The 22,219-nt window shown below is 66.7% G+C and carries 17 protein-coding genes; 12 read left to right on the top strand and 5 right to left on the bottom strand.

From position 1 onward, the window contains the following. Window positions 1–2 precede the first annotated feature (2 nt). Entirely contained in the window at window positions 3–269 is a 267-nt protein-coding gene (locus tag FBY30_RS05115; RefSeq protein WP_142131618.1) for a hypothetical protein, read from the bottom strand. 129 nt (window positions 270–398) lie between these two features. On the opposite strand from FBY30_RS05115, the gene FBY30_RS05110 reads away from it, so the two are divergent. After that, window positions 399–1,073, top strand: coding sequence for a TetR/AcrR family transcriptional regulator (locus FBY30_RS05110; RefSeq protein WP_142131616.1), 675 nt, complete (start codon window positions 399–401; stop codon window positions 1,071–1,073). A gap of 58 nt (window positions 1,074–1,131) precedes the next feature. On the opposite strand, the gene FBY30_RS05105 is transcribed toward FBY30_RS05110, so the two are convergent. Continuing rightward, complete coding sequence (locus FBY30_RS05105; RefSeq protein WP_235009538.1) at window positions 1,132–2,826, bottom strand: HNH endonuclease signature motif containing protein; 1,695 nt, start codon at window positions 2,824–2,826, stop codon at window positions 1,132–1,134. A 377-nt stretch (window positions 2,827–3,203) separates the two neighbouring features. Between FBY30_RS05105 and FBY30_RS05100 the strand changes: the two genes are divergently transcribed. Both FBY30_RS05100 and FBY30_RS05095 read left to right on the top strand, forming a co-directional pair. Continuing rightward, window positions 3,204–3,770, top strand: coding sequence for a type 1 glutamine amidotransferase domain-containing protein (locus FBY30_RS05100; protein ID WP_142131614.1), 567 nt, complete (start codon window positions 3,204–3,206; stop codon window positions 3,768–3,770). A 122-nt stretch (window positions 3,771–3,892) separates the two neighbouring features. After that, the gene (locus FBY30_RS05095) at window positions 3,893–5,407 is read left to right on the top strand and encodes an MDR family MFS transporter (protein WP_142131612.1); all 1,515 of its coding nucleotides are present in this window, start codon (window positions 3,893–3,895) and stop codon (window positions 5,405–5,407) included. Window positions 5,408–5,418: 11 nt separating this feature from the next. On the opposite strand, the gene FBY30_RS05090 is transcribed toward FBY30_RS05095, so the two are convergent. Continuing rightward, entirely contained in the window at window positions 5,419–6,255 is an 837-nt protein-coding gene (locus tag FBY30_RS05090; RefSeq protein WP_142131609.1) for an alpha/beta fold hydrolase, read from the bottom strand. 57 nt (window positions 6,256–6,312) lie between these two features. Beyond that, the gene (locus FBY30_RS05085; RefSeq protein WP_142131608.1) at window positions 6,313–6,984 is read right to left on the bottom strand and encodes a TetR/AcrR family transcriptional regulator; all 672 of its coding nucleotides are present in this window, start codon (window positions 6,982–6,984) and stop codon (window positions 6,313–6,315) included. Between the two features lie 239 nt (window positions 6,985–7,223). Here FBY30_RS05085 and FBY30_RS05080 point away from each other — a divergent pair, with 239 nt between their 5' ends. The 5 genes from FBY30_RS05080 to atzF are packed head-to-tail and all read left to right on the top strand — an operon-like array spanning window position 7,224 to window position 15,915. Beyond that, window positions 7,224–8,726 (top strand): amino acid permease, encoded by a 1,503-nt coding sequence (locus FBY30_RS05080; protein ID WP_142131607.1) that lies wholly within the window; start codon window positions 7,224–7,226, stop codon window positions 8,724–8,726. Window positions 8,727–8,766: 40 nt separating this feature from the next. Then, window positions 8,767–9,642 carry an urea amidolyase associated protein UAAP1 gene (locus tag FBY30_RS05075; protein ID WP_142131605.1) on the top strand — a complete coding sequence of 292 codons (876 nt, stop codon included), beginning with the start codon at window positions 8,767–8,769 and terminating at the stop codon, window positions 9,640–9,642. Beyond that, window positions 9,639–10,334 carry an urea amidolyase associated protein UAAP2 gene (locus FBY30_RS05070; protein WP_142131603.1) on the top strand — a complete coding sequence of 232 codons (696 nt, stop codon included), beginning with the start codon at window positions 9,639–9,641 and terminating at the stop codon, window positions 10,332–10,334. Before FBY30_RS05075 ends, FBY30_RS05070 begins: the two co-directional genes overlap by 4 nt. Continuing rightward, a complete protein-coding gene (gene uca / locus FBY30_RS05065; protein WP_142131601.1) occupies window positions 10,331–14,059 on the top strand; it encodes an urea carboxylase in 3,729 nt (1,242 codons plus the stop codon). The genes FBY30_RS05070 and uca overlap by 4 nt, the downstream gene beginning before the upstream one ends. Further along, entirely contained in the window at window positions 14,056–15,915 is a 1,860-nt protein-coding gene (atzF, locus tag FBY30_RS05060) for an allophanate hydrolase (RefSeq protein WP_142131599.1), read from the top strand. The genes uca and atzF overlap by 4 nt, the downstream gene beginning before the upstream one ends. On the opposite strand, the gene FBY30_RS05055 is transcribed toward atzF, so the two are convergent. Further along, window positions 15,893–16,825, bottom strand: a complete 933-nt coding sequence (locus tag FBY30_RS05055) for an alpha/beta fold hydrolase (RefSeq protein ID WP_235009342.1) — start codon at window positions 16,823–16,825, stop codon at window positions 15,893–15,895. The genes atzF and FBY30_RS05055 overlap by 23 nt on opposite strands. Window positions 16,826–16,893: 68 nt before the next feature. Here FBY30_RS05055 and lysS point away from each other — a divergent pair, with 68 nt between their 5' ends. The 4 genes from lysS to FBY30_RS05040 all read left to right on the top strand — a co-directional run bounded on the left by lysS (window position 16,894) and on the right by FBY30_RS05040 (window position 21,938). Then, window positions 16,894–18,432 (top strand): lysine--tRNA ligase, encoded by a 1,539-nt coding sequence (lysS, locus tag FBY30_RS05050; RefSeq protein WP_142131597.1) that lies wholly within the window; start codon window positions 16,894–16,896, stop codon window positions 18,430–18,432. A 2-nt stretch (window positions 18,433–18,434) separates the two neighbouring features. Next, window positions 18,435–18,611: a hypothetical protein gene (locus tag FBY30_RS20795; RefSeq protein ID WP_200830638.1), complete on the top strand. Its 177-nt coding sequence runs from the start codon at window positions 18,435–18,437 to the stop codon at window positions 18,609–18,611. 137 nt (window positions 18,612–18,748) lie between these two features. Beyond that, complete coding sequence (locus FBY30_RS05045) at window positions 18,749–19,081, top strand: histone-like nucleoid-structuring protein Lsr2 (RefSeq protein WP_142131595.1); 333 nt, start codon at window positions 18,749–18,751, stop codon at window positions 19,079–19,081. A 364-nt stretch (window positions 19,082–19,445) separates the two neighbouring features. After that, window positions 19,446–21,938 (top strand): ATP-dependent Clp protease ATP-binding subunit, encoded by a 2,493-nt coding sequence (locus FBY30_RS05040; protein ID WP_142131592.1) that lies wholly within the window; start codon window positions 19,446–19,448, stop codon window positions 21,936–21,938. Window positions 21,939–22,219 lie beyond the last annotated feature (281 nt).

Raw genomic sequence — 22,219 nt, 5'->3', positions numbered from 1 at the left:
GCTTAGAAGTGCAACCCGTCCTCGCTGGCCATCAGCTGCTCCAGGAGTGCCTTCTCCGGCTGGCCGGGGTTGCGGGCGACGCAACGGCGAAGCCGTGCTCTGGCCAGTTCTTCGGCTGGGTTGGTGTCCGCCAGCAACTCGTCGATGATCTCCTGGGCCTGCCAGCGGAGGGATTCGAGGGCGAACTGGCGGATCTCGGCAGGAGTGTCAGAGGACATCCAGGGGTCCGGATCCGAAGGAACGCCTTCGAACATCCGCTCTGCTGTCATCTGGAGCCTCCTTGCACCATTCCGAAGCGGCCGGTGGTCTGGCCTACGCGGCCTTCAAAGCGCGGCGCGTAGGAAAACAGTACAGCGGGAAAGACCGGTCTGTCTGCCCCGGAGTACACTTCAATTGCAATGGATCCCAATGCAGATTTCTCACCGTCTGCCGCGGCTCTCACAGCCGGGGCGGCGGTTGCTCCTGCCCACCCCACAGAGCCTGCCAACCTCACGGATCTTGCCAACCCGGCAGAGCATGCCAACCCTGCGGAGCGGATCCTTTCGGTGGCGTACGAGCTGTTTTCGCGGCGGGGGATCCGCGACGTTGGCGTCAACGAGCTCATCGAACGGTCCGGCGTAGCCAAGGCCACTTTTTACCGGCATTTTCCCTCGAAGGACTCGTTGGTGCTGGCGTTCCTCGAGCGGCGGGACCGGCAGTGGACGGTTGACGCCATCCTTACTGAGGCGCGCCGCCGGGGGAGTACGCCGGTAGAGCAGTTGCTGGCCATTTTTGACGTGTTTGGCGACTGGTTCCAGCGTGATGACTTCGAAGCCTGCTCTTTCGTCAACGTCCTGCTGGAAATGGGTCCTGCCCACCCCTTGGGCCAGGCCAGCATCGACTACTTGGCCAGAATCCGAGGACATATCCAGGCGTTGGCAGAAGAAGCCGGCCTGGTGCGTGCTGAAGAATTTGCCCGTTCCTGCCAGATCCTGATGAAGGGCTCAATCATCTCGGCCACCGAGGGAGACTGGCTGGCCGCACAGCGAGCCCAGCAGATGGCGGTCTGGCTCATCGAGCACCACAGGGCTTAGCACCACGGGCCGCGGCGGAGTCGGCCCGAGCATGCCGCCGCGTGACTATGAGCTCCTGTCATCCGGAGGGTACGAGCGGCGTCGCGAGGAGTTCGGCCCAGAGTGGATAGCCCGGTGGCAGGTCGTCGGGGTGTATGAGGTGGTCGTCTACGAAGTTGTCGTCCTCCGGTTCCCAGGGAGGCAGGTCTTCGGGGCTGATCTCAAGGCAGCAGATATTGCCGGAGCGGATGGTGGGACAGCGGGCGTCGATACACCTGGTGTCCGGACACTTGGTTTCCGGGCATCTGGCGTCGGGGCCCTGGGCGCCAGGAGACTTCAGTCCGGCGGGCATCACCCATTGCGGCCAGTACGTGGGTTCGGCGTCTGGGTGTTCGGGTTTGTAGTGGCGGCCGGTGGGTGAGGTCCAGCCGGGTGGGTCGTTGGTGGTGGCTGGGTCTGGTGTCCAAGTGCTGTGGTGTTTGAGCCGGTGATGTTTGGGGCAGAGCTGTGCCAGGTTGGTTGTGCCGGTGGTGCCGCCGTCTTTCCAAGCTTGGAGGTGATCGGTGTCGTTGTCGGGGCTGTGGTTGGTGGAGCCGGGGAAGGTGCATTTGGCGTCGCGCATCCTGATCCAGCGTTTGATGGTTTCGGGAAGGCGGTAGTTCTTCCTGCCGATTTCCAGTGGTGCCCCGTCCCTGGGGTCGACCAGGACGCGGTAGAAGGACTCCGCCCCGTCGGTGACGAGTTTGCGTGCCATTGACGCGGGGATGGGGCCGAGTCCGTCAAGTACTGCCGGCTCATCCGTCGCACCCAGCAGGGAGAACACCGGCACCATGACCAGGACATCGGCCCGCGGGGCGGGGACCTTCCCGATCTCCCGGACGGGCCGCGAACCGGCAGCGGTGCCGGTCCCGTCGTCGTTACCGGGTCCTTCATCGTTGCTGACCGGCTCTGTTGCTGCGGCGGTGGTGTTGCGGTTGGTCTCCATGGCGTTGCCGGTGCTGAGGAGCAGTGATGCTGCGATGTCGGGGCGGAGTTGGGTGAGGGTGCGTGGTTCGTTGGGTCCTTGGAGGCCGCGGGCGGTGGCGGTGGTGCGGTTCCAGATGGCGCAGGCGGTGTCGCCGGGGAGGTAGAGCGTGACCCGGGCCATGCCGTCGCGGTCGGGGGTGTATTCCATGCGTCGGTCGGCAATACCTTTGGTGTGGCGTTTTTCGATGGATTCGGGGTGGTGGCGTTCGCGCCAGCCACGGACCTTGGCGCGGAACCGGGAGGGGACGAGGTCGCCGGGGGCGGCGCCGCGGGCGGGGTGGGGTGCGTCGGGGTCGAAGAAGTGCGCCACGAGCCCGGCAGCACCGGCGGGGTCGAGGCCTTCGGTTTCATCGGCGATGACCTTCGCGTGCTGCCAGGACATGCCACCGGCGGCCAGGGCCTCGAACACGGGTGGGGGGGAGCAAACTTTCTGGGACTGTTCCAGGAACGCCCCGGCCGCGGCGGAGCTGATGGTCAGGACCCCGGCGATCTCCTCCACCACGGACATCTCGGCGTAGGTGCGGTCGTGCAGCGACGCGCCCGGCGGGGTTTTGGCCTGCTGGAACCCGATGGCTTCGGCGGCGTCCCGGGCTTTCATCGCGGCGAGTTGCGCCTCCAGCCGGGCGATAACTTCGAGCCTTTCCAGCCGGATCTCGTACCGCCGCTGCAATACATCAACACTGGAACCAGCAGCAGCACCCGAACCAAAAGCAGTACCGGACGCCATCGCAGCACCTTCACAGTCCATGGCATCAAGGGCAGCAACAGAGGCAGGAACACCTTCCAAAACCACCCCAATGCCGCTGCTGATTCCCAAAAGAGAATCATCCAGCGAGGGTGTGACATTGTGAGCCTCGCTGGCGTCGGACCCGCGCAGGCATGCCGGCGCACCCAACCCGTGCCGTCGCCGTCGTACGTTTTCGACGCGAAGGCTCTTTGTCGAACCCCAAACATCCGAGGCGAAAAGGAGCTTGCGCAGCGCGGGGATCTCCAGCCTGCCGCTCCCAATATAGTCAGCTTGCTTATTACTTTCGGTTTTCCTAGGCTGGAACATGTCAGGCAATCAACTCTCGGGCGGTTGCTGCGTGCCTGAGGGCCGCGGACCGCCTCAGGCGAGGAGGAACAATGTCAGAGCACAGCATCGCAGGCAAGAAGGTCGCATTCCTGCTGACTGACGGCGTGGAGCAGGTAGAGCTCACCAGTCCCTGGCAGGCAGTGAAGGACGCCGGCGGCGAGCCCACCCTGGTGGCTCCCAAGAGCGGCAAGCTGCAGGGCTACAACGGCACGGACAAGGGAGATACCTTCGACGTGGATCTCACGGTGGCCGAAGCAAACGCTTCCGACTTCGACGCCCTGGTGCTTCCCGGCGGCGTCGTCAACGCGGACCACCTGCGCGTCGACAAGGATGCGCAGAACTTCACCCGCAGCTTCTTCGAACAGCACAAGCCGGTGGCATCGATCTGCCACGGACCCTGGCTGCTGATCGAGGCCGGCGTGATCAAGGGCCGGAACGTCACCTCCTACTTCACGCTGGAAACGGACCTGAAGAACGCGGGCGCCAACTGGACTGATGAGGAAGTGGTGGTGGACCAGGGTCTGGTAACCAGCCGGAACCCGGACGACCTCCCGGCCTTCAACAACAAGCTGGTGGAGGAGATCTCCGAAGGCCAGCACGCAGGCCAGACTGCCTAACCCCTAAAGTTCCCTCAGGGTTTTTAAACCCGTATGGAGGAATTACTCCAGCGGGTAGAGTGTTGGAATCTGCAGCGGCGCCGACCGCGCATCACTCATAAAACACCCCTGAGGGAACACCCATGTCTACCGAAGTCTCTCCGAACGCCGGCGGCCAGCCCGTCCCAGGCGAAGGCACCCGCGACGAATTCCGCGGTGGAGCCCGCCAAGGCGCCCAAACCGCTGCGCCGGAGAAGATGTCGCGGGAGTCCGTGACCATCATCAGCACGCTGCTGGTGGCGACGTTCGTGGTGATCCTCAACGAGACCATCATGAACGTCGCCCTGCAGCGGCTCATGGTGGACCTGCGCGTGGACGCCCCTACCGTCCAGTGGCTGTCCACCGGCTTCATGCTCACCATGGCCGTGGTCATCCCCACCACCGGCTTCATCCTCCAGCGCCTCTCCACGCGCGCCGTATTCATGCTGGCCATGGGCCTGTTTGCCGGCGGAACCGCACTTGCCGCGGTGGCCCCGGGATTCGAGGTCCTGCTGCTGGCCCGCATCGTCCAAGCCGGCGGCACCGCGATCATGCTGCCGCTGCTGATGACCACCATCCTCACCCTGGTCCCGCTGGCCAAGCGCGGCGCCGTCATGGGCAACGTGAGCATCGCCATCTCGGTTGCGCCGGCAATGGGTCCCACGGTTTCCGGGCTGATCCTGGAGCACTTCACCTGGCGCTTCATGTTCGTCTTCGTCCTGCCGGTGGCCCTCGCGGCGCTGGCCATCGGCGCCAAGTACCTCACCAACGTCGGCGAGGTGGAAAAGGCGCGGCTGGATGTACCGTCCGTCATCCTCACCGTCCCCGCCTTCGGCGGCCTGGTCTACGGGCTCAGCCAGATCGGCGGCGGCCACGGCGGCCAGGCCGGTCCGGGTGCCGGCGCCATCGCGGCCCTGGTGATCGGCGTCGCTGCCCTGGCCGTGTTCGTCCTCCGCCAGGTCCGGCTGCAGAAGGCCGCCGCGCCGTTGCTGGACCTGCGCGCCTTCAACTTCCGGATGTTTACTGTCTCGGTCCTGCTGATGGTGGTGGCCATGATGGCCCTGTTCGGCGGGGTCATCCTGCTTCCGCTCTACCTCCAGCAGGTCCGCGGCCTCGGCTCGCTCGAAACCGGCCTTGCGCTGCTCCCTGGCGGCCTGGCCATGGGCCTGCTGGGCCCCGTGATCGGCCGCGCGTTCGACAAGGTGGGCCCACTGCCGCTCACCGTCACCGGATCCGTCCTGATGGTGGTGACCCTCTGGCAGTTTTCAATGCTCGACGCCGGCACGGCAGTCTGGTGGATCATCACCCTTCACGTGGGGCTGAGTTTTGGCCTGGCGCTGCTGTTCACCCCTGCCTTCACCACCGGGCTGAACCCGCTGCCGCCGCACCTCTACTCCCACGGGTCAGCGATCATGAGCACCACCCAGCAGGTGGCCGGTGCCGCCGGTACGGCACTGCTGGTGTCCATCTTCGCGGTGGTGAGTGCGGCTTCAGGGCTCGTCGCCGGGATGAGTGCCGCGTTCATGACGGCAACCGTCATAGCCTTTGCCGCCGTCGTGCTTTCCGCCATGATGCGCAAGACCGAAGGTGCCGGTCCGGCCCACGGCGCAGGACACTAGCGCAAGCCGCGCTAGCCGGCGAAGAAGTCGCTCAGTTCCTTGATCAGCTTGTCCGGGGCCTTGATGGCGCCGTCGTGGCCGAAGCCGGGCAGGATGGTGTAGCTGGAGCCGGACAGTACGTCGTGGATCTGGCCGCAGGCAATGCCGAAGTAGGCCGGGCTCTTTTCGCCCACCACGATCAGCGTCTCCAGGGGCAGGTCCAGGAACGGCTCCGCAGGCATGTCCGCCGCGATGATCGCCTTGATCTCACGGACGCCGGTGCGCATGAGTTCCCGCTGCTGCTTGCCTTCGCTCGTGCCCGCGGTCAGCTTGTTGGCCAGGGTGAGCATGGAGAGCGGCATGCGCGATGAGAAGGATCCACCGGCTTCCAGGCCCCGCTGGATCACGGCGAGGGCGCGGTCATCGTCACCGGCGGCGATGGCCTTCTCGTACTCACCGATCCAGGTGGCGGTGACGCTGCCGTTCACGGACACCGCGGGATCATAAACGGCGAGGCGCTCCACCGGCAGGGTCCGCGCGGCGTGCAGGGCAACGGCACCGCCGAAGCTGTGGCCGAAGACGTCCGTGCTGGAGGTATGCTTCATGACGGTATCCAGGTCCCGGATGTCCACGTCCAGCGTGTAGTCCTCGGGCTGGGGCGACGACGAGCCGCGGCCGCGCCGGTTGAAGGTGTGCACCGGCCGGCCCAGGGAAGCGCTCAGTTTCTGGGCAAACTTGGTGTAGTCAGCGGCCGTCACCATGGAGGGCGGCACCACCACCACGCCCGAACCTGCCGAAGCCAGGTCCGCGCCGGTGGAAAAGAGCTCCACAGTGCCGCCGTCGGGGGTCCTGATGTTCTCTCGCGTCATGGTCCGAGCCTAGCCGAGCAAGCTGGCTGGGGGCATCACGGACGCGGGGTCTCCAGCTCACGCCAGTTGGTCGATCAAGGCGTGGCTCGCTGTGCGGATGGCCGGCAGTTGGTCCCCGAGTCCGCAAAGGATCAGTCCCGCGTCCGCTGCCTGCAGTGCGGACTCCGCCGTCACGGCACCATCGGCCCGCAGATAGATCAGGGATTCGACCAGTCGGAAGGTGAAGTCACCCCCGCCCGGGCCCGCGGCGGTCGCTGACAGCCCGCCACCCAGTTGCCCGTACAGCCGCCGCAGCTCCTGCCGGTCACTGAGGAAGCGGGCAAAGCGCGTGCTGCGGACTTCCGGCAAGTGGTACAGGACGCCAAGGTTCCACCGGGCACTGCACAGCTGCGTGCCGTCATAAAGCGCGACGGCGTGCAGCCGGCTTCCGGCGGGGCCGTCGGTTCCGGGACGGCCGTGGGGCAACGCGGCAACTGCGCGGGCGAACCTCAGGCCGCCCGAAACGGTCCCCTCCAGGAGGTCCTCGAGAATGTCGTCCTTGGTTTTGAAGTGGTGGTACAGGGACGACTGCCGGATACCCACGGCGTCCGCGATGGAACGGGTGGAGGTGCTGGCAAAGCCCTGGGTGGTGAACAACTCCGCCGCGGCGTCGAGGATTTCGTCGCGGGCGGTGGCGCCTGGCCGCGAGGGCTGTTGGTGGCGGGGACGTCCCGGTCCGGCTGAAGTCACGGCCTCATTCTTGCATCACGGCCGGGACCAAGGGACAACCCGGGAAGGGCCTTCCGCCGTTGTGAGGGAACGGAAATCTACGCGAAACAAGATGTCTATCCCCCTTTTACAGAGGTGAAACTGTTTGGGGACATCCCGCTGGAAAACTATCAATTGACCGGTAATCCGCAGCCTTCGGCCGAGCGCTGCAGTGCCGGGAGGCTTTGCCCCACAATCCCTTTCCAGCCCGGAGATTCCCGATGACTTCAACCGTTCTTCCCACCGTCCACCAGGACGATGCAGACCTGACGTCCCTTGGCTACCAGCCCACCCTCCACCGAAAGCTCGGCCGCTACGCTTCCTTTGCCGCCGGCTTCTCTTTCGTTTCGATCCTCACCACCATCTTCCAGCTCTTCGCGTTCGGCTACTCCTTTGCGGGGCCGGCCTTCTTCTGGACCTGGCCCGTTGTCCTGGTTGGCCAGCTGCTGGTTGCCCTGAACTTCGCCGAACTCGCCGCCCGCTACCCCCTTTCCGGCGCCGTGTACCAGTGGGCGCGGCGTGTCGGGGGAGAGGGCGTGGGCTGGTTTGCCGGCTGGTTCATGGCCATCGCGCAGGTGGTTACCGCAGCTGCCGCGGCCATTGCCCTGCAGGTGGTCCTGCCCCAACTTTGGGACGGCTTCCAGGTGGTGGGCGGCGACCCCGCACTTAACACCGTGACCGGTGCCAGCAACGCAGTGGTCCTGGGCGCCGTGCTCCTGGTGGCCACCACTGTCATCAACTCCCTGGGCGTCAAGCTCATGGCCCACGTGAACTCGGTGGGTGTTACCTGCGAGATCGTGGGCGTTGCCGCCGTCATCCTGGCCCTCATCAGCGCCGCCCAGCGCGGACCGGATGTTGTCGCGGACACCACGGTGCTGCAGGGCTCCGACCTCGGCGCCGTGGGGGCCTTCCTGGTCTCAGGACTGATGGCCGCCTACGTGATGGTGGGCTTCAACTCCGCCGGCGAGCTGTCCGAGGAAACCAAGGACCCGCGCCGCACCGCCCCGCGGACCATCCTCTCCGCCTTGCTCATCTCCGGCATCGGCGGCGCGCTGATGATCATCACCGCCCTGATGGCGGCACCCAGCCTTGACGACGGCCGCCTGGCCACCGAAGGCCTGCCCTACGTCCTCACCGCGGTCCTGGGCACCTTCTGGGGCAAGGTTCTGCTGGTGGACGTGGCCATCGCCATCTTCGTCTGCACCCTGGCCATCCAGACCGCCGGTTCCCGGCTCGTGTTCTCCATGGCCCGCGACGGCAAGCTCCCGGCGTCGGCCCTGCTTTCCTCCGTCCACCCCACCCGCGGCACGCCCATGTGGCCCTCCATCGTGATCGGCGCCCTGGCAGTTGCGGTGCTTGCCATCAACGTTGGCAACGCCGCCCTGTTCACCACCCTGTGCAGCGTCTGCATCGTGATGGTCTACCTGGCCTACCTCCTGGTCACCGTTCCGCAGTTGGCCAACCGGCTGCGGGGGGACTGGAACCGGGTGGGGCAGACCATGCCGGCGGGCCTCTTCTCACTTGGCCGGTGGGGCCTTCCCGTCAACATCCTCGCCGTTCTCTACGGCGGCGTCATGGTGGTCAACCTCGCCTGGCCCCGGCCCGAGGTGTACGACCCCACCGGTGAGAACGGACTCCTCCTCTGGTCCGCGCCGCTGATGGTCGCCGCCGTCCTGCTCCTGGGCGTCTGGGTCCGGCAGCGGAACCTGGCAGCCAAAGCCTGACACCCACAGAACTTCACGATCCACCAAGTACAGGACTGACATGACACAGACCCTTGAAACACCCGCCCCCAGCACGGCCACGACGGCCGGCGCCCGCGCCCACGCCCGGGAACAGCACGGCAAGACAGCGGACACCATGCGCTTTGTGCCCGCAGCTTCCGCCCCGGCCCACGTTCTGGCGGGAACGCCCGACGGCGTGGTCCCCACGTGGGCGGAATCCCTCGCCTTTGGCCGCTATACCACCATGGCGCTGGCCCGCGGCACCCGGGTTCGGCTCACCGACACTGCCGGCGACGCGTGCGTGCACACCCTCCTTTACCGCGCCGGCAACCTGCACGAGCGGCTGAACATCGCGGACACCGTCAAGGTCCCGTGGCAGGCCTACCCCGGCGCCGGACACCCGCTGCTGTCAGACGCCGGCCGGCTGATGGCCACGATCGTTGCCGACACCTCATCCCGCCACGACGCACTCACCGGCGCCACCACCCTCGCCGGCAACACTGCCAAGTACGGGGCCGGAACCGCCCACAGCGCCTCCCCGGCAGCCCGCGAACTGCTCACCCTGGGCACACTCAAGAACGGCCTGGGCACCAGGGACGTGGCGCCGTCGCTTGCCTTCTTCAAAGGCATCACCGTTGACCCGGGTGGCAGCATCACCTTCACCGGAAGCGCGGGGCCGGGTGCCGCCGTCGAACTCCTGCTCCAGATGGACGCCGTGCTGGTCCTGGCCAACTCCGCCCACCCGCTGGACCCCCGCCTGGACTTCACCGGCACCGCCATCGACATCGTTGCCTGGCACGCGCCCAAGGATCTCGAGGGACTGGAGGCCGGACGTCTCACCGGGCCGCTGGCCCCCGAACACCTGCAGGCCCTCCGCAACACCGACCAAGACCTCACCACAAGGAACGCCCGATGAACACCGCCACTTTCACCGAAACCCCCGCGGACACCAAGCCAGCCCCGGACGCTGCCGATACCGCACTCGCCGCCGGCAACGTGATTCTGGACGAATTCGTAGAGGCCCGTGGCCCGTGGTCAGCAGTAGTGGCAGCAGGTGACGTGCTGACTATCGTGGACCTGGAGGGCAACCAGGCCGTCGATTGCCTGCTGTATTCCGCAGCCGACACCACCGTTCGCTACTCCGCCCCCGCAACCATCGCCGCGCAGCAGTCGATCGTCCTCACCACGGGCTCGGTCCTAAGGGCGGACACTGGCACACCACTGATGACCGTGGTGGCTGACGAGGTGGGGGTGCACGACACCATTGGCGGTGCCTGCTCGCAGGAATCCAACACCCTTCGCTACGGCCAGCACACACGCGAACAGCATGCCTGCGTGGAGAACTTCCTGATCGAGGGCTCACGCTGGGGCCTGGGCAAGCGGGACCTGGTGTCCAACATCAACTGGTTCATGAACGTGCCGGTGGACCCGGACGGCGCCCTGGGCATCGTGGACGGACTCTCCGCCCCCGGCAAGCGCGTGGCACTCCGCGCGGAAGTGGACACCCTGGTGCTCGTCTCCAACTGCCCGCAGATCAACAACCCCTGCAACGGGTTCAACCCCACGCCTGTCCGCATGATCGTCACGAGGCCGGAGGCTGCACGATGAGTACTTTTGACACCCTGCTCATCGCCAACCGCGGCGAGATCGCCTGCCGCATCATCGATTCCGCCAGGAAACTGGGCCTGCGAACCGTTGCGGTCTTCTCGGAGGCGGACCGCGGAGCCAGGCACGTCCGGCTCGCCGACGAGGCCGTGCTCCTGGGACCCGCACCCGCCAAAGAGTCCTACCTCCGCGTCGACGCGATCCTGGAAGCTGCCAAGGCCACCGGCGCAGGCGCCATCCACCCCGGTTACGGGTTCCTGTCAGAGGACGCAGACTTCGCCGAGGCAGTGCAAGCGGCCGGACTTGTCTTCGTGGGCCCGACGCCTGAGCAGCTGCGCATCTTCGGCACCAAGCACACAGCGCGCGACGCCGCCCGTGCGGCCGGGGTGCCGATGATCGCAGGCTCCGGGCTGCTTGAGGACGTGGACGCCGCCGTCGCGGCCGGCAAGGAAATCGGCTTTCCGCTGATGCTCAAGGCCACCGGCGGCGGCGGGGGTATAGGCATGACGGTCTGCCGCTCGGAGGCGGAACTCGCCGAAAGCTTCCCCCGCGTGGCCCGGTTGGCCAGTGCCAGCTTCGGCACCGCGGGCGTGTTCGCCGAACGGTACGTGGAAAACGCCCGCCACGTGGAAGTGCAGGTCTTTGGCGACGGCGGGGGCCGGGTGGTGAGCCTCGGCGACCGGGACTGCTCGCTCCAGCGCCGCCACCAGAAGGTCCTCGAGGAAGCACCTGCCCCGGACCTCCCCGACGAGCTCCGGGCGGAACTGCACCGTACATCCCGTGCACTGTGCGCCTCCCTTAACTACCGCTCCGCCGGCACCGTCGAATTCGTCTACGACCCCGCACGCAAGGAAGCCTCCTTCCTGGAAGTCAACGCACGGCTCCAGGTGGAACACCCCGTCACGGAAGCCATCACCGGCGTCGACCTGGTGGAATGGATGCTCCGCCTGGCCCAGGGCGGCCCGGACGCCAGCGCCGTCCTCGCCGATGTCCCGGACGCCCTCCCCGTGACCGGCCACGCCGTGGAAGCCCGCGTCTACGCCGAGGACCCGGCCCGCGGCTTCCAGCCCAACGCCGGAACTGTCACCAACGCCGCCTACCCCACAGCGGACCAAGCGAGGGTGGACGCCTGGGTGGAAACCGGAACCGAGGTGGCCACCAACTACGACCCCCTCCTGGGCAAGATCATCACCTCCGGCGCAAGCCGCTCGGACGCCCTTGACCGGCTCGCGGCAGCATTGGAGAACACCCGCATCGACGGCATCGAGACCAACCTTGGAATGCTCCGGGCCGTGAGCGCGATGGACGCTGTCCGCAGCGTCCTGCACTCCACCAGCACCCTGGACGACGTGGGGGATCCGGAACCGCGCATCACCGTAGGCCGCCCCGGGCTGCAGACCAGCGTGCAGGACTGGCCGGGCCGTACCGGGCTGTGGCAGATCGGGGTTCCGCCCAGCGGCCCCATGGATGATCTTTCCTTCCGCCTTGGCAACACTGCCCTAGGCAACCCGGAAGGCGCCCCCGGCCTGGAGTTCACCATGACCGGCCCCAGCCTCACCTTCACCCACGCCACCACCGTCTGCGTCACCGGCGCAGAAGTAACGGTGACGGTTGGGGGTGCGGAGGTGCCTGCGTGGACCCCCGTCACGGTCCCCGCGGGAGGAACGCTCGACGTCGGCACGGCCGGCGGGAAGGGCCTGCGCGGCTACATCCTGTTCCAGGGCGGACTGGACATCCCGGAATACCTGGGCAGCGCCTCCACCTTCACCCTTGGCCAGTTCGGCGGCCACGCCGGGCGGGTCCTGCGCGCCGGCGACGTCCTTCGCACGGTGAAGTCCGGCGTCGGACAAGCCCCTGCGGAAGCGGTGCCGCTGGACAGCCGTCCCGCCCTGACCTCCACCTGGGAGCTCGCCGTAGCCGAAGGCCCGCACGGTGCCCCCGAATTCTTCCGGCGCGAGGACATCGATGAACTGTACGCCGCGGAGTACGAGGTGCACTTCAACTCCGCCCGCACCGGCGTCCGGCTCATCGGACCCAAGCCTCGATGGGCAAGGACCGACGGCGGCGAGGCAGGCCTGCACCCGTCCAACATCCACGACACCGCCTACTCCGTGGGCGCCCTGGACTTCACCGGCGACACCCCCATCCTGCTCGGTCCCGACGGACCAAGCCTGGGCGGTTTCGTCTGCCCCGTCACCGTGGTGACAGCGGAGCGCTGGAAGCTCGGCCAGCTGCGCCCGGGGGACAAGGTCCACTTCGTGCCCATCAAAGCCAGCCGGGCGCCGTCGGCCAAGGACCTGGGACCAGGCCGGCAGCTGGTGCTGCCGGGCGACGCCGGGTGGCCGCCAGCCCCTTCGCTGGGCACTCCGGCACGTTCGCTCCAAGGCGATGGCGACGACGGCGTGTTAGCCCGGGTGCCGGAAGGTTCCGGCCGTCCGGCGGTCACCTACCGCCGCTCCGGTGATGACAACCTGCTGGTCGAATACGGCGAACTGGTGCTGGACCTAGGCCTCCGGGCCCGCGTCCACGCCCTGCACCAGCAGATCGAAGGGCTCCGCGTGCCGGGCGTGGTGGACCTGACCCCGGGCATCCGGTCGCTGCAGATCAAGGTGGACCCGTCCGTCCTGTCCACCACCCGCCTGCTGGACCTGGTCCAGGAGGTGGAGGCCGCGCTGCCCGCCAGCTCCGAACTGGTGGTGCCCAGCCGCACCGTCCGGCTGCCGCTGTCCTGGGACGATCCCGCCACCCGCGAGGCCATCGAGCGGTACATGGCAGGCGTCCGCGACGACGCCCCCTGGTGCCCATGGAACATCGAGTTCATCCGGCGCATCAACGGCCTGGACTCGGTCAACGACGTCTTCGACACCGTCTTCAACGCCGAATACCTGGTCCTGGGCCTCGGTGACGTCTACCTGGGCGCTCCGGTGGCCACGCCGCTGGACCCCCGCCACCGCCTGGTGACCACAAAGTACAACCCGGCCCGCACCTGGACGCCGGAGAACGCCGTGGGCATCGGCGGGGCGTACATGTGCATCTATGGCATGGAAGGCCCTGGCGGTTACCAGTTCGTGGGCCGCACCACCCAGGTCTGGTCCCGGTACGCCGACGCAGCCCCGTTCGAGCCCGGTTCGCCCTGGCTGTTGCGCTTCTTCGACCGCATCTCCTGGTACCCGGTCAGCCCGGAAGAGCTCCTGGACCTCCGTGCCGACATGGCCGCGGGCCGGGGCCGGGGCGTGGAGATCGAGGAGGGCACGTTCTCGCTGGCCGAGCACGAACTCTTCCTGGCGGAGAACCGCGGGTCCATCGACGCGTTCCGGGAGAAACAGGGAGCGGCCTTCGCAGTGGAACGGCAGGCCTGGGCCGACGCCGGCGAGTTCGACCGGGCGGAGGCACTCGCCGCCGTCGTTGCCCCTGATGCAGACGAAGTGGAAGTCCCGGAGGGCGGCTCGCTGGTTTCGGCACCGTTCGCCGCCAGCGTCTGGAAGGTGGACGTGGCGGAAGGGGACCGCGTGGCCAAGGGCCAGCCGCTGGTGTCGCTGGAGGCCATGAAGATGGAAACCGTCCTGGAGGCTCCCTGTGACGGCGTAGTGCTCCGCGTCCTGCCGGCCGCGGGCTCGCAGGTGGTGGCCGGCGAGGCAGTTGTGGTCCTGGGCGGCAGTGAGCTGGAAGCCGTGGGTATGGACGCCCTGGACCTCGAGGCGCAGGAACTGGAAGAGGCAGCAGTATGAACATCCCATCCACTGGCGGCGCCACCCGCCGGGTCAAGGCAGCGCTCGCGGCGATTGACAAGGTGGACCGGCCGGAAATCTGGATCACGCTTCGAGGTGCTGAGGACCTGCTGGCCGAGGCCGCCGAAATCGACGCCGCTGTTGAAAGCGGCACGGACCTGCCGCTGGCCGGATTCCTGCTCGCCGTCAAGAACAACGTTGACGTGGCCGGCATCCCCACCACGGCAGCCTGCCCAGGGTTCGCTTACACCCCCGACAAGGACGCGGACGCCGTGGCGCGACTCCGCGCCGCCGGTGCCCTGGTCCTGGGGGCCACCAACCTGGACCAGTTCGCCACGGGACTGGTGGGGACGCGGAGTCCGTACGGCGCGGTCCGCGACTCACGCCGGCCGGACTACATCTCAGGCGGCTCCAGTTCCGGCTCCGCTGTTGCAGTGGCACTGGGGTTGGCGGACATCGCGATCGGGACTGACACTGCCGGCTCTGGCCGCGTCCCGGCCGGCCTGCAGGGCATCGTTGGGATCAAGGCCACCCTCAATGTGGTCTCCATAGCCGGGGTGGTGCCCGCCTGCCGGTCCTGGGACGCCGTCACCATCTTTGCCCGGCACCTGGCCACCGCCGAACTCGCCATGGGTTTCATGGCCGGCGACTCCCGGGCATGGCCCACGGACATCCGGCTCGCCGCGCCGTCCAGGCCGCGGGTGGCATATCCGGCGGCATTGCCTGCGCTGCCGCCTGAGTGGGCGGCGGAATTTGCCCGGCAGGTTGACCGCCTGCGCGCCTCGGGGGTGGACGCCGAACCAATCGAATTCGGCGACTTCCTCCAGGCAGCCCGGCTGCTGTACGACGGCGGGCTGGTGGCCGAGCGCTACGCCGCCGTGGGTACCTTCCTGGAGGAGCACGACGGCGCCGCGGGCAGTGCGGGCATTGATCCCACAGTGCAGGGCATCATCAGTGCGGCCGGCACAGTGCCCGCCCACCGGTATGTCGCCGATACCGCCAGGCTGGAGGAGCTGAAGGCCAGGGCCATGGCCCGGCTGGAGGGCTTCGACGCGCTGCTGGTTCCCACCGCGCCGTTCCACCCCACGCTGGTAGAAGTAGCTGCGGACCCCGTGGGCGTGAACTCGCTGATGGGCACCTACACCAACTTCTGCAACCTGTTCGATCTCTGCGCGGTGGCCGTGTCCGCCGGGGAGGTGGACGGCGCCCAGTTTGGACTCACGGTGGTGGGACGCACCTTCGAGGATGCCGTGGCCGCGGACATTGCCCGTCTGATCGAAACCACACCACCGGCGCCGGAACTCTTCGCCGCCGGAGCTGCGGTTCCCGGCAACCCAGGCGGGGCCGGCACTGAAGTCGGCCAGCCGTCGTCGTCCGTTCCCTGGCCCTTGGCCGCGGGCGCGGTTGCCGTGCCGCTGGTGGTGGTGGGTGCACACCGCAAGGGACAGCCATTGGCGCCGCAGTTGGAGAAGCCCGGGGCGTTCTGGGATGGCCCGGTCCGCACAGCCGCGCGGTACCGGATGGTGGCACTGGATACCGTGCCGCCCAAACCCGGCGTTTACCGGTCCGACGCCGGCGCGGAACTGGTGGGGGAGCGATGGCTGGTGTCTCCAGCGGCTTTGGGGAGGTTCCTGGCTGCCCTTCCAGAACCCATGCTGCTGGGCTCAGTGGTGCTCTCGGACGGGTCCACCGCCGTCGGGTTTGCCTGTGATGCCGTTGCCGCTGCGGACGGGGAAGACATTACCGCATGGGGCGACTGGTTGGCGGACCGGAGCGTGGAACCGAAGCCGCGCACCGTGTGGCGGAACCTCGGGGAAGTCGCCTTGGCGGGCTTCAGCCGCGGGGAGCGGGGATAGCGCCGGCCTGGTCCGGGCGGGAATCACCGTCCGGGCGGGCCTCCCCGTCCGGACGTTCGTCCTTGAAGTACGCCGCGATGGCCACCACCAGCTCCTTAACTGCTGCGGGGACAGAACCATGGAAGCACTTGGGGGAGAGCTGGTAGGTGCTGCCAGGCACGGCCGCGTGGAGCCGCTCCGCAGTCACCCTGTAGTAACTGGGACTTTTCCCGCCGGCCATGAAGTGGGTGCCCGGCGGCAGAACGCTGAAGTCCCGGGCGTGGTCCTTTTCGTCGTAGGCCGCGCGCAGCTCGCCCACGCCGCTGGGCATCACCTGCCGGAAGATTTTGTTCACCTTGGTCCCGGAGAGGACCGCCATCAGGCCGGCCAGGACGGGTTCCGGGATCCTGGCCATGGCCGAGCCCGGGCTGGTGGCCTTCTTCATGTGGGCCAGGGCGTGGCCCACCCTGCCGTTGTTGACGGCGTCCTCGAACCCGTCCAGCCACCGGGTGTCGATGCTGCCGTCGATGTTCACCGCTGCGTCGTACACCGCCAGCTTGTCCGGGACGAACGGTGTCCCCGTGAACTCCTGCACCGCGTTCAACGCCACCGATCCACCCAGGCTGTGGCCCAGGATGTTGCGGGCGCCGGTGGCGGTGAGGACGGTCCGGACATCCTCGATCTCGGTGGCCATGCTGTAGCCGGGCGGCTGTTCGGACGAATTGCCCCTGCCCCGCCGGTCATAGACGTCAACGGCCCACCCGTCGCCCAGGCCCTTCGCCAGCGCAATGGAAAACGGGCGATAGATCAGGGCCGTGAGGAATGCGCCTCCAATCAGCAGCACCCGCTTTTCGCCCGGCGCATCCTCGGCGCCGTAGCTGTACAAAGCCAGCCTGCCGCCGTCGTGCGTTGGAAGGACCCGTTCTTTCACCAGCCCATCCTAGGCAGCAAGGCTGCGCGGCAGCTGGGAACCCGGGTGGCCAATGCCCGGTAAACTTGATGATTGTGACTTCCCAAAACACCCCCGCGCCCAAGAATGCCCCAGAGCCCGTCGATGCCAGCGAGCAGATGCGGATCCGCATGGAAAAGCGCGCCAAACTCCTTGAGCGCGGCACGGAGGCATACCCCGTGGGAGTGGAACGCACGCACTCGCTTTCCGAGATCCGGGAAAAGTACGCCCACCTTGAGGCGGACGACACCACCGGCGACATCGTCGGCGTCACCGGCCGCGTGGTCTTTGTCCGCAACACCGGCAAGCTCTGCTTCGCCACCCTGCAGGAAGGCGGCACCGACGGCAAGGGAACGCGCCTGCAGGCGATGCTGAGCCTGGCCAACATCGGCGAGGAAGCGCTCGCCGACTGGAAGGCCCTGGTTGACCTGGGCGACCACGTGTTCATCAAGGGCGAGGTCATTTCGTCCCGCCGCGGCGAGTTGTCCATCATGGCGGATTCCTGGTCCATGGCCTCCAAGGCCCTGCGCCCGCTGCCGGTGCTGCACGCGGACCTGAACGAGGAAACCCGCGTCCGCCAGCGCTACGTTGACCTGATGGTCCGCGACGAGGCCCGCGAGATGGTCTACACGCGCGCTGCCATTACCCGTTCCATCCGCGAAACGCTGTTCCGGCACCGCTACGTGGAAGTGGAGACGCCCATCCTGCAGCTGGTCCACGGCGGTGCCCTGGCGCGGCCGTTCGAGACCCACATGAACGCCTTCGACCAGAAGATGACCCTGCGCATCGCCACCGAGCTGTACCTCAAGCGTGCAGTGGTAGGCGGCATCGACCGCGTCTACGACATGGGCCGCGTGTTCCGCAACGAGGGAGTTGACTCCACCCACAGCCCCGAGTTCACCACGCTCGAATGCTACGAAGCCTGGGCGGACCAGTTCGTCATGGCGCAGCGGATCAAGGAGATCATCCTTGACGCCGCCGACGCCGTGGGTGCCGGGCGCGTCCTTCAGACCGAGGCGGGGGAGATCAACCTCGACGGCGACTGGGCCTGGCTGCCCGTCTACCCCGGGCTTTCCGACGCCGTTGGGCAGGAGATCACCCCGGACACCCCGGTTGAGGTGCTGCGGGAGCTTGCCGCGAAGCACGACGTCAAGGTGGACCCCAAGTGGGACGCCGAGAAGCTGGTGGTGGAGCTCTTCGGCGAAATCGTCGAGCCCACCCTGCTGAACCCCACCTTTGTCTACGACTACCCGCCCTCCGCGCAGCCGCTGGCCCGCCCGCACCGCGAGGACGGCCGGCTCATCGAGGCCTGGGACCTGATCATCGGCGGCATGGAGCGCGGCACCGCGTTCTCCGAGCTGATCGACCCCGTCATCCAGCGTGAGCGGCTCACCGAGCAGTCCATGCACGCTGCCGCCGGCGACGTCGAAGCCATGCAGCTTGACGAGGACTTCCTGCGCGCCCTCGAATACGGTGCTCCCCCCATGGGTGGCATTGGCCTGGGCATCGACCGGCTGGTGATGCTCTTCACCGGTGCCGGTATCCGCGAAACCATCCTGTTCCCCCTGCTGAAGCCCGAAGGGCACTGATCATGGAATACGTAGCTGTACTTCTTCCCTCCCTGGTGGTGGGCCTGCTGTTCTGGTTCGCCATGAAGGCAATCTTCAATGCCGACAAGGCGGAGCGGCAGGCGGAGGCCCGCGCCCAGGCTGAGGCGGATTCCCTCCCGTCGCAACCCATGGACCGCCCGGGTTTCGAATCCAAATAGATAAAACCCCCTACTTTCGGGAATTATCCCCAAGGAACCATTAGGCGCTTTGACGCGTTGCCAAGATAAGAGTCATACTTTTTTGGGAAACATCCTGCTTTTCTGAAAACCGACTTTCCAGCAAGAGGAAGACCTTAATGGCACAGAAAGTAAACATCATCCTCGTTGATGATCTGGATGGGGGATCCGCAGACGAGAATGTTAAGTTCGGCCTCGACGGGGCCAACTACGAGATTGACCTGTCGGCAGCCAATGCCGCTGAACTTCGGTCTTCGTTGGAGAGGTTCATCAACGCTGCGCGCAAGGCGTCCGGAGGCCGCGGCCAGCGGGCCACCAAGGCGTCCACCGGGGGCCGCAGCCACGATTCAGCACAAATCCGGCAATGGGCACGTGATAACGGCTACACGGTTAACAGCCGCGGCCGAATTCAGGCCGAAATCCAGGAAGCCTACCAAAAGGCAAATTCCTAGGGCCGGCTTTAGCTCCACAGAACCCCGCTTACCGCCGCACGGCGGGGCGGGGTTTTTCAATTTCCCGATAATCCTGCTATGGGCAGGATCCGCCCATGCGCCAATTGCCTTATTCCGAGGGGCGGGCTGCAGTTGGACGGCCCACGGAAGTATTGGTTTCCTGTAGCGTTCGATGACCTGCCGAACCCGGGGACCCGGTTTCTGTGGCCGCCTGCAGTGCGTTTGCCGGCCGGATGCGCAGCGCTGAACTTCACTGCTGCTTCTATTCCCGCAAGGGGCCGGGTTTCCCCTGTGGCGAACACGCTCCACATCGCCGGACGGGCCACGTAGCATCAAAGTACGTCGTAGCTAGGAGTGTGGCGAAATGTTTGAGCGATTTACGGACCGTGCCCGTCGCGTAGTTGTGCTTGCCCAAGAAGAGGCACGCATGCTGAACCACAATTACATCGGTACCGAACACATCCTCTTGGGTCTGATCCATGAGGGTGAGGGCGTTGCCGCCAAAGCTCTTGAGTCCTTGAGCATTTCGCTCGACGGCGTTCGCGAGCAGGTGCAGGAGATCATCGGGCAGGGCCAGCAGGCCCCCTCCGGTCACATCCCCTTCACCCCCCGTGCCAAGAAGGTACTGGAGCTCTCGCTGCGCGAAGCCCTGCAGCTGGGCCACAACTACATCGGCACCGAGCACATCCTGCTCGGCCTGATCCGCGAAGGTGAAGGCGTTGCCGCCCAGGTTCTGGTCAAGCTCGGCGCCGACCTTAACCGGGTCCGCCAGCAGGTCATCCAGCTCCTCTCCGGTTACCAGGGCAAGGAAACCACCGGCGCAGGCGTCGGCGGCGGACAGCCCGAAGGCGCACCCGCCGGTTCCGTGGTCCTGGACCAGTTCGGCCGCAACCTGACCCAGGCTGCGCGCGAGAACAAGCTGGACCCGGTCATCGGCCGCGAGCAGGAAATGGAACGCGTCATGCAGGTCCTTTCCCGCCGTACCAAGAACAACCCTGTCCTCATCGGCGAGCCCGGCGTCGGCAAGACCGCCGTCGTCGAAGGCCTTGCCCAGGCCATTGTGCGCGGCGACGTCCCGGAGACCATCCGCGACAAGCAGCTGTACACCCTGGACCTCGGTTCCCTGGTGGCAGGCTCCCGCTACCGCGGTGACTTCGAAGAGCGCCTCAAGAAGGTCCTCAAGGAGATCCGCACCCGTGGCGACATCATCCTGTTCATCGACGAGATCCACACCCTGGTGGGTGCCGGTGCAGCCGAAGGTGCCATCGACGCAGCCTCGATCCTGAAGCCCATGCTGGCCCGCGGCGAGCTGCAGACCATCGGTGCCACCACGCTGGATGAGTACCGCAAGCACATCGAGAAGGACGCCGCGCTGGAGCGCCGCTTCCAGCCGATCCAGGTCAAGGAACCCTCCGTGGCACACGCCATCGAGATCCTCAAGGGCCTGCGCGACCGGTACGAGGCACACCACCGCGTAACCATCACCGACGGTGCCCTGGCCTCGGCCGCCAGCCTCGCAGAGCGCTACATCTCGGACCGCTTCCTCCCGGACAAGGCGATCGACCTGATCGACGAAGCCGGCGCCCGGCTGCGCATCCGCCGCATGACCGCTCCGCCGGAGCTCAAGGCCATGGACGAGCGCATCGCCAAGCTGAAGATGGAGAAGGAATCCGCCATCGACGCCCAGGACTTCGAAGGTGCAGCTTCGCTCCGCGACAAGGAGCAGAAGATGATCTCCGAGCGCGCGGAGAAGGAGCGCAACTGGAAGTCCGGCGGCATGGACGACATCTCGGAAGTGGATGAGGATCTCATCGCCGAGGTGCTGGCCAACTCCACCGGCATCCCCGTCTTCAAGCTGACCGAGGAAGAATCCTCGCGCCTGCTCAAGATGGAAGAGGAACTGCACAAGCGGGTCGTCGGCCAGGACGAGGCCATCAAGGCGCTGTCCCAGGCCATCCGCCGCACCCGTGCAGGGCTCAAGGACCCCAAGCGCCCCGGTGGCTCGTTCATCTTCGCCGGCCCCACCGGCGTCGGCAAGACCGAGCTCGCCAAGGCACTCGCGGAGTTCCTGTTCGGTGAAGAGGACGCCCTCATCACCCTGGACATGTCCGAGTACTCCGAGAAGCACACCGTTTCGCGGCTCTTCGGTGCCCCTCCGGGCTACGTGGGCTACGAAGAGGGTGGCCAGCTGACCGAGAAGGTCCGCCGCCGTCCGTTCTCCGTGGTGCTGTTCGACGAAGTTGAGAAGGCCCACGCGGACCTCTTCAACTCGCTGCTGCAGATCCTGGAAGACGGCCGCCTGACCGACTCCCAGGGCCGCGTGGTGGACTTCAAGAACACCGTGATCATCATGACCACCAACCTGGGTACCCGGGACATCTCCAAGAGCGTCGCCACCGGCTTCCAGTCCGGCACCGACACGCAGACCGGTTACAACCGCATGCGTGCCCGCGTCACGGAGGAACTCAAGCAGCACTTCCGCCCCGAGTTCCTGAACCGTGTTGACGACGTCGTGGTGTTCCCGCAGCTCACCCAGGACGAGATCATCGAGATCGTGGACCTGTTCGTGACCCGCCTGGAGAAGCGCCTCAAGGACAAGGACATGGGCATCGAGCTCACCAAGGCCGCCAAGGTGCTCCTGGCAACCCGCGGCTACGATCCCGCCATGGGTGCCCGGCCGCTGCGCCGCACCATCCAGCGCGAGATCGAGGACCAGCTCTCCGAGAAGATCCTCTTCGGCGAGATCCACACCGGCGACATCGTCGTAGTGGATGTCGAAGGCGAAGGCGACGACGCGAAGTTCACCTTCGCCGGCAACGCCAAGCCGCGCATCCCGGAAATCGCCCCCAGCGTCTAAGCGCTAACCCGAAAGCCCCGCCACTCCAAAAAAGGAGCGGCGGGGCTTTCGTTTTGCCTTCCGTCCCGACAGTGGTTCAGTACGGCGGCGGACGGCACAGATTTACCGGCGCCTGCTCCTTCGTCGCTTTGACGGCGCCTACATAAATCCCTGCCGTCAGCCACCTCGTGCACTGGTGGGCGTTAGGCGAAAGCGCAGGCGCCGGGGTCATTTGTGTAGCTTGCGTCAAAGCGACGAAGGAGCAGCAAGCGGCAAATGGCGCCGGGGCCGGAGCGTACCCA

Source organism: Arthrobacter sp. SLBN-83 (genome assembly GCF_006715285.1).
Lineage (GTDB): Bacteria > Actinomycetota > Actinomycetes > Actinomycetales > Micrococcaceae > Arthrobacter.
The sequence above is the reverse complement of the archived record's forward strand: the minus strand, read 5'-3'. Positions and strand labels throughout refer to the sequence as shown.

Bases quoted from the DNA above. Each gene is read 5' to 3' on its own strand.
- FBY30_RS05115 (WP_142131618.1), bottom strand. From the start codon at position 269: ATGACAGCAGAGCGGATGTTCGAAGGCGTTCCTTCGGATCCGGACCCC.
- FBY30_RS05110 (WP_142131616.1), top strand. From the start codon at position 399: ATGGATCCCAATGCAGATTTCTCACCGTCTGCCGCGGCTCTCACAGCC.
- FBY30_RS05105 (WP_235009538.1), bottom strand. From the start codon at position 2,826: ATGGACTGTGAAGGTGCTGCGATGGCGTCCGGTACTGCTTTTGGTTCG.
- FBY30_RS05100 (WP_142131614.1), top strand. From the start codon at position 3,204: ATGTCAGAGCACAGCATCGCAGGCAAGAAGGTCGCATTCCTGCTGACT.
- FBY30_RS05095 (WP_142131612.1), top strand. From the start codon at position 3,893: ATGTCTACCGAAGTCTCTCCGAACGCCGGCGGCCAGCCCGTCCCAGGC.
- FBY30_RS05090 (WP_142131609.1), bottom strand. From the start codon at position 6,255: ATGACGCGAGAGAACATCAGGACCCCCGACGGCGGCACTGTGGAGCTC.
- FBY30_RS05080 (WP_142131607.1), top strand. From the start codon at position 7,224: ATGACTTCAACCGTTCTTCCCACCGTCCACCAGGACGATGCAGACCTG.
- FBY30_RS05075 (WP_142131605.1), top strand. From the start codon at position 8,767: ATGACACAGACCCTTGAAACACCCGCCCCCAGCACGGCCACGACGGCC.
- FBY30_RS05070 (WP_142131603.1), top strand. From the start codon at position 9,639: ATGAACACCGCCACTTTCACCGAAACCCCCGCGGACACCAAGCCAGCC.
- uca (WP_142131601.1), top strand. From the start codon at position 10,331: ATGAGTACTTTTGACACCCTGCTCATCGCCAACCGCGGCGAGATCGCC.
- atzF (WP_142131599.1), top strand. From the start codon at position 14,056: ATGAACATCCCATCCACTGGCGGCGCCACCCGCCGGGTCAAGGCAGCG.
- lysS (WP_142131597.1), top strand. From the start codon at position 16,894: ATGATTGTGACTTCCCAAAACACCCCCGCGCCCAAGAATGCCCCAGAG.
- FBY30_RS20795 (WP_200830638.1), top strand. From the start codon at position 18,435: ATGGAATACGTAGCTGTACTTCTTCCCTCCCTGGTGGTGGGCCTGCTG.
- FBY30_RS05045 (WP_142131595.1), top strand. From the start codon at position 18,749: ATGGCACAGAAAGTAAACATCATCCTCGTTGATGATCTGGATGGGGGA.
- FBY30_RS05040 (WP_142131592.1), top strand. From the start codon at position 19,446: ATGTTTGAGCGATTTACGGACCGTGCCCGTCGCGTAGTTGTGCTTGCC.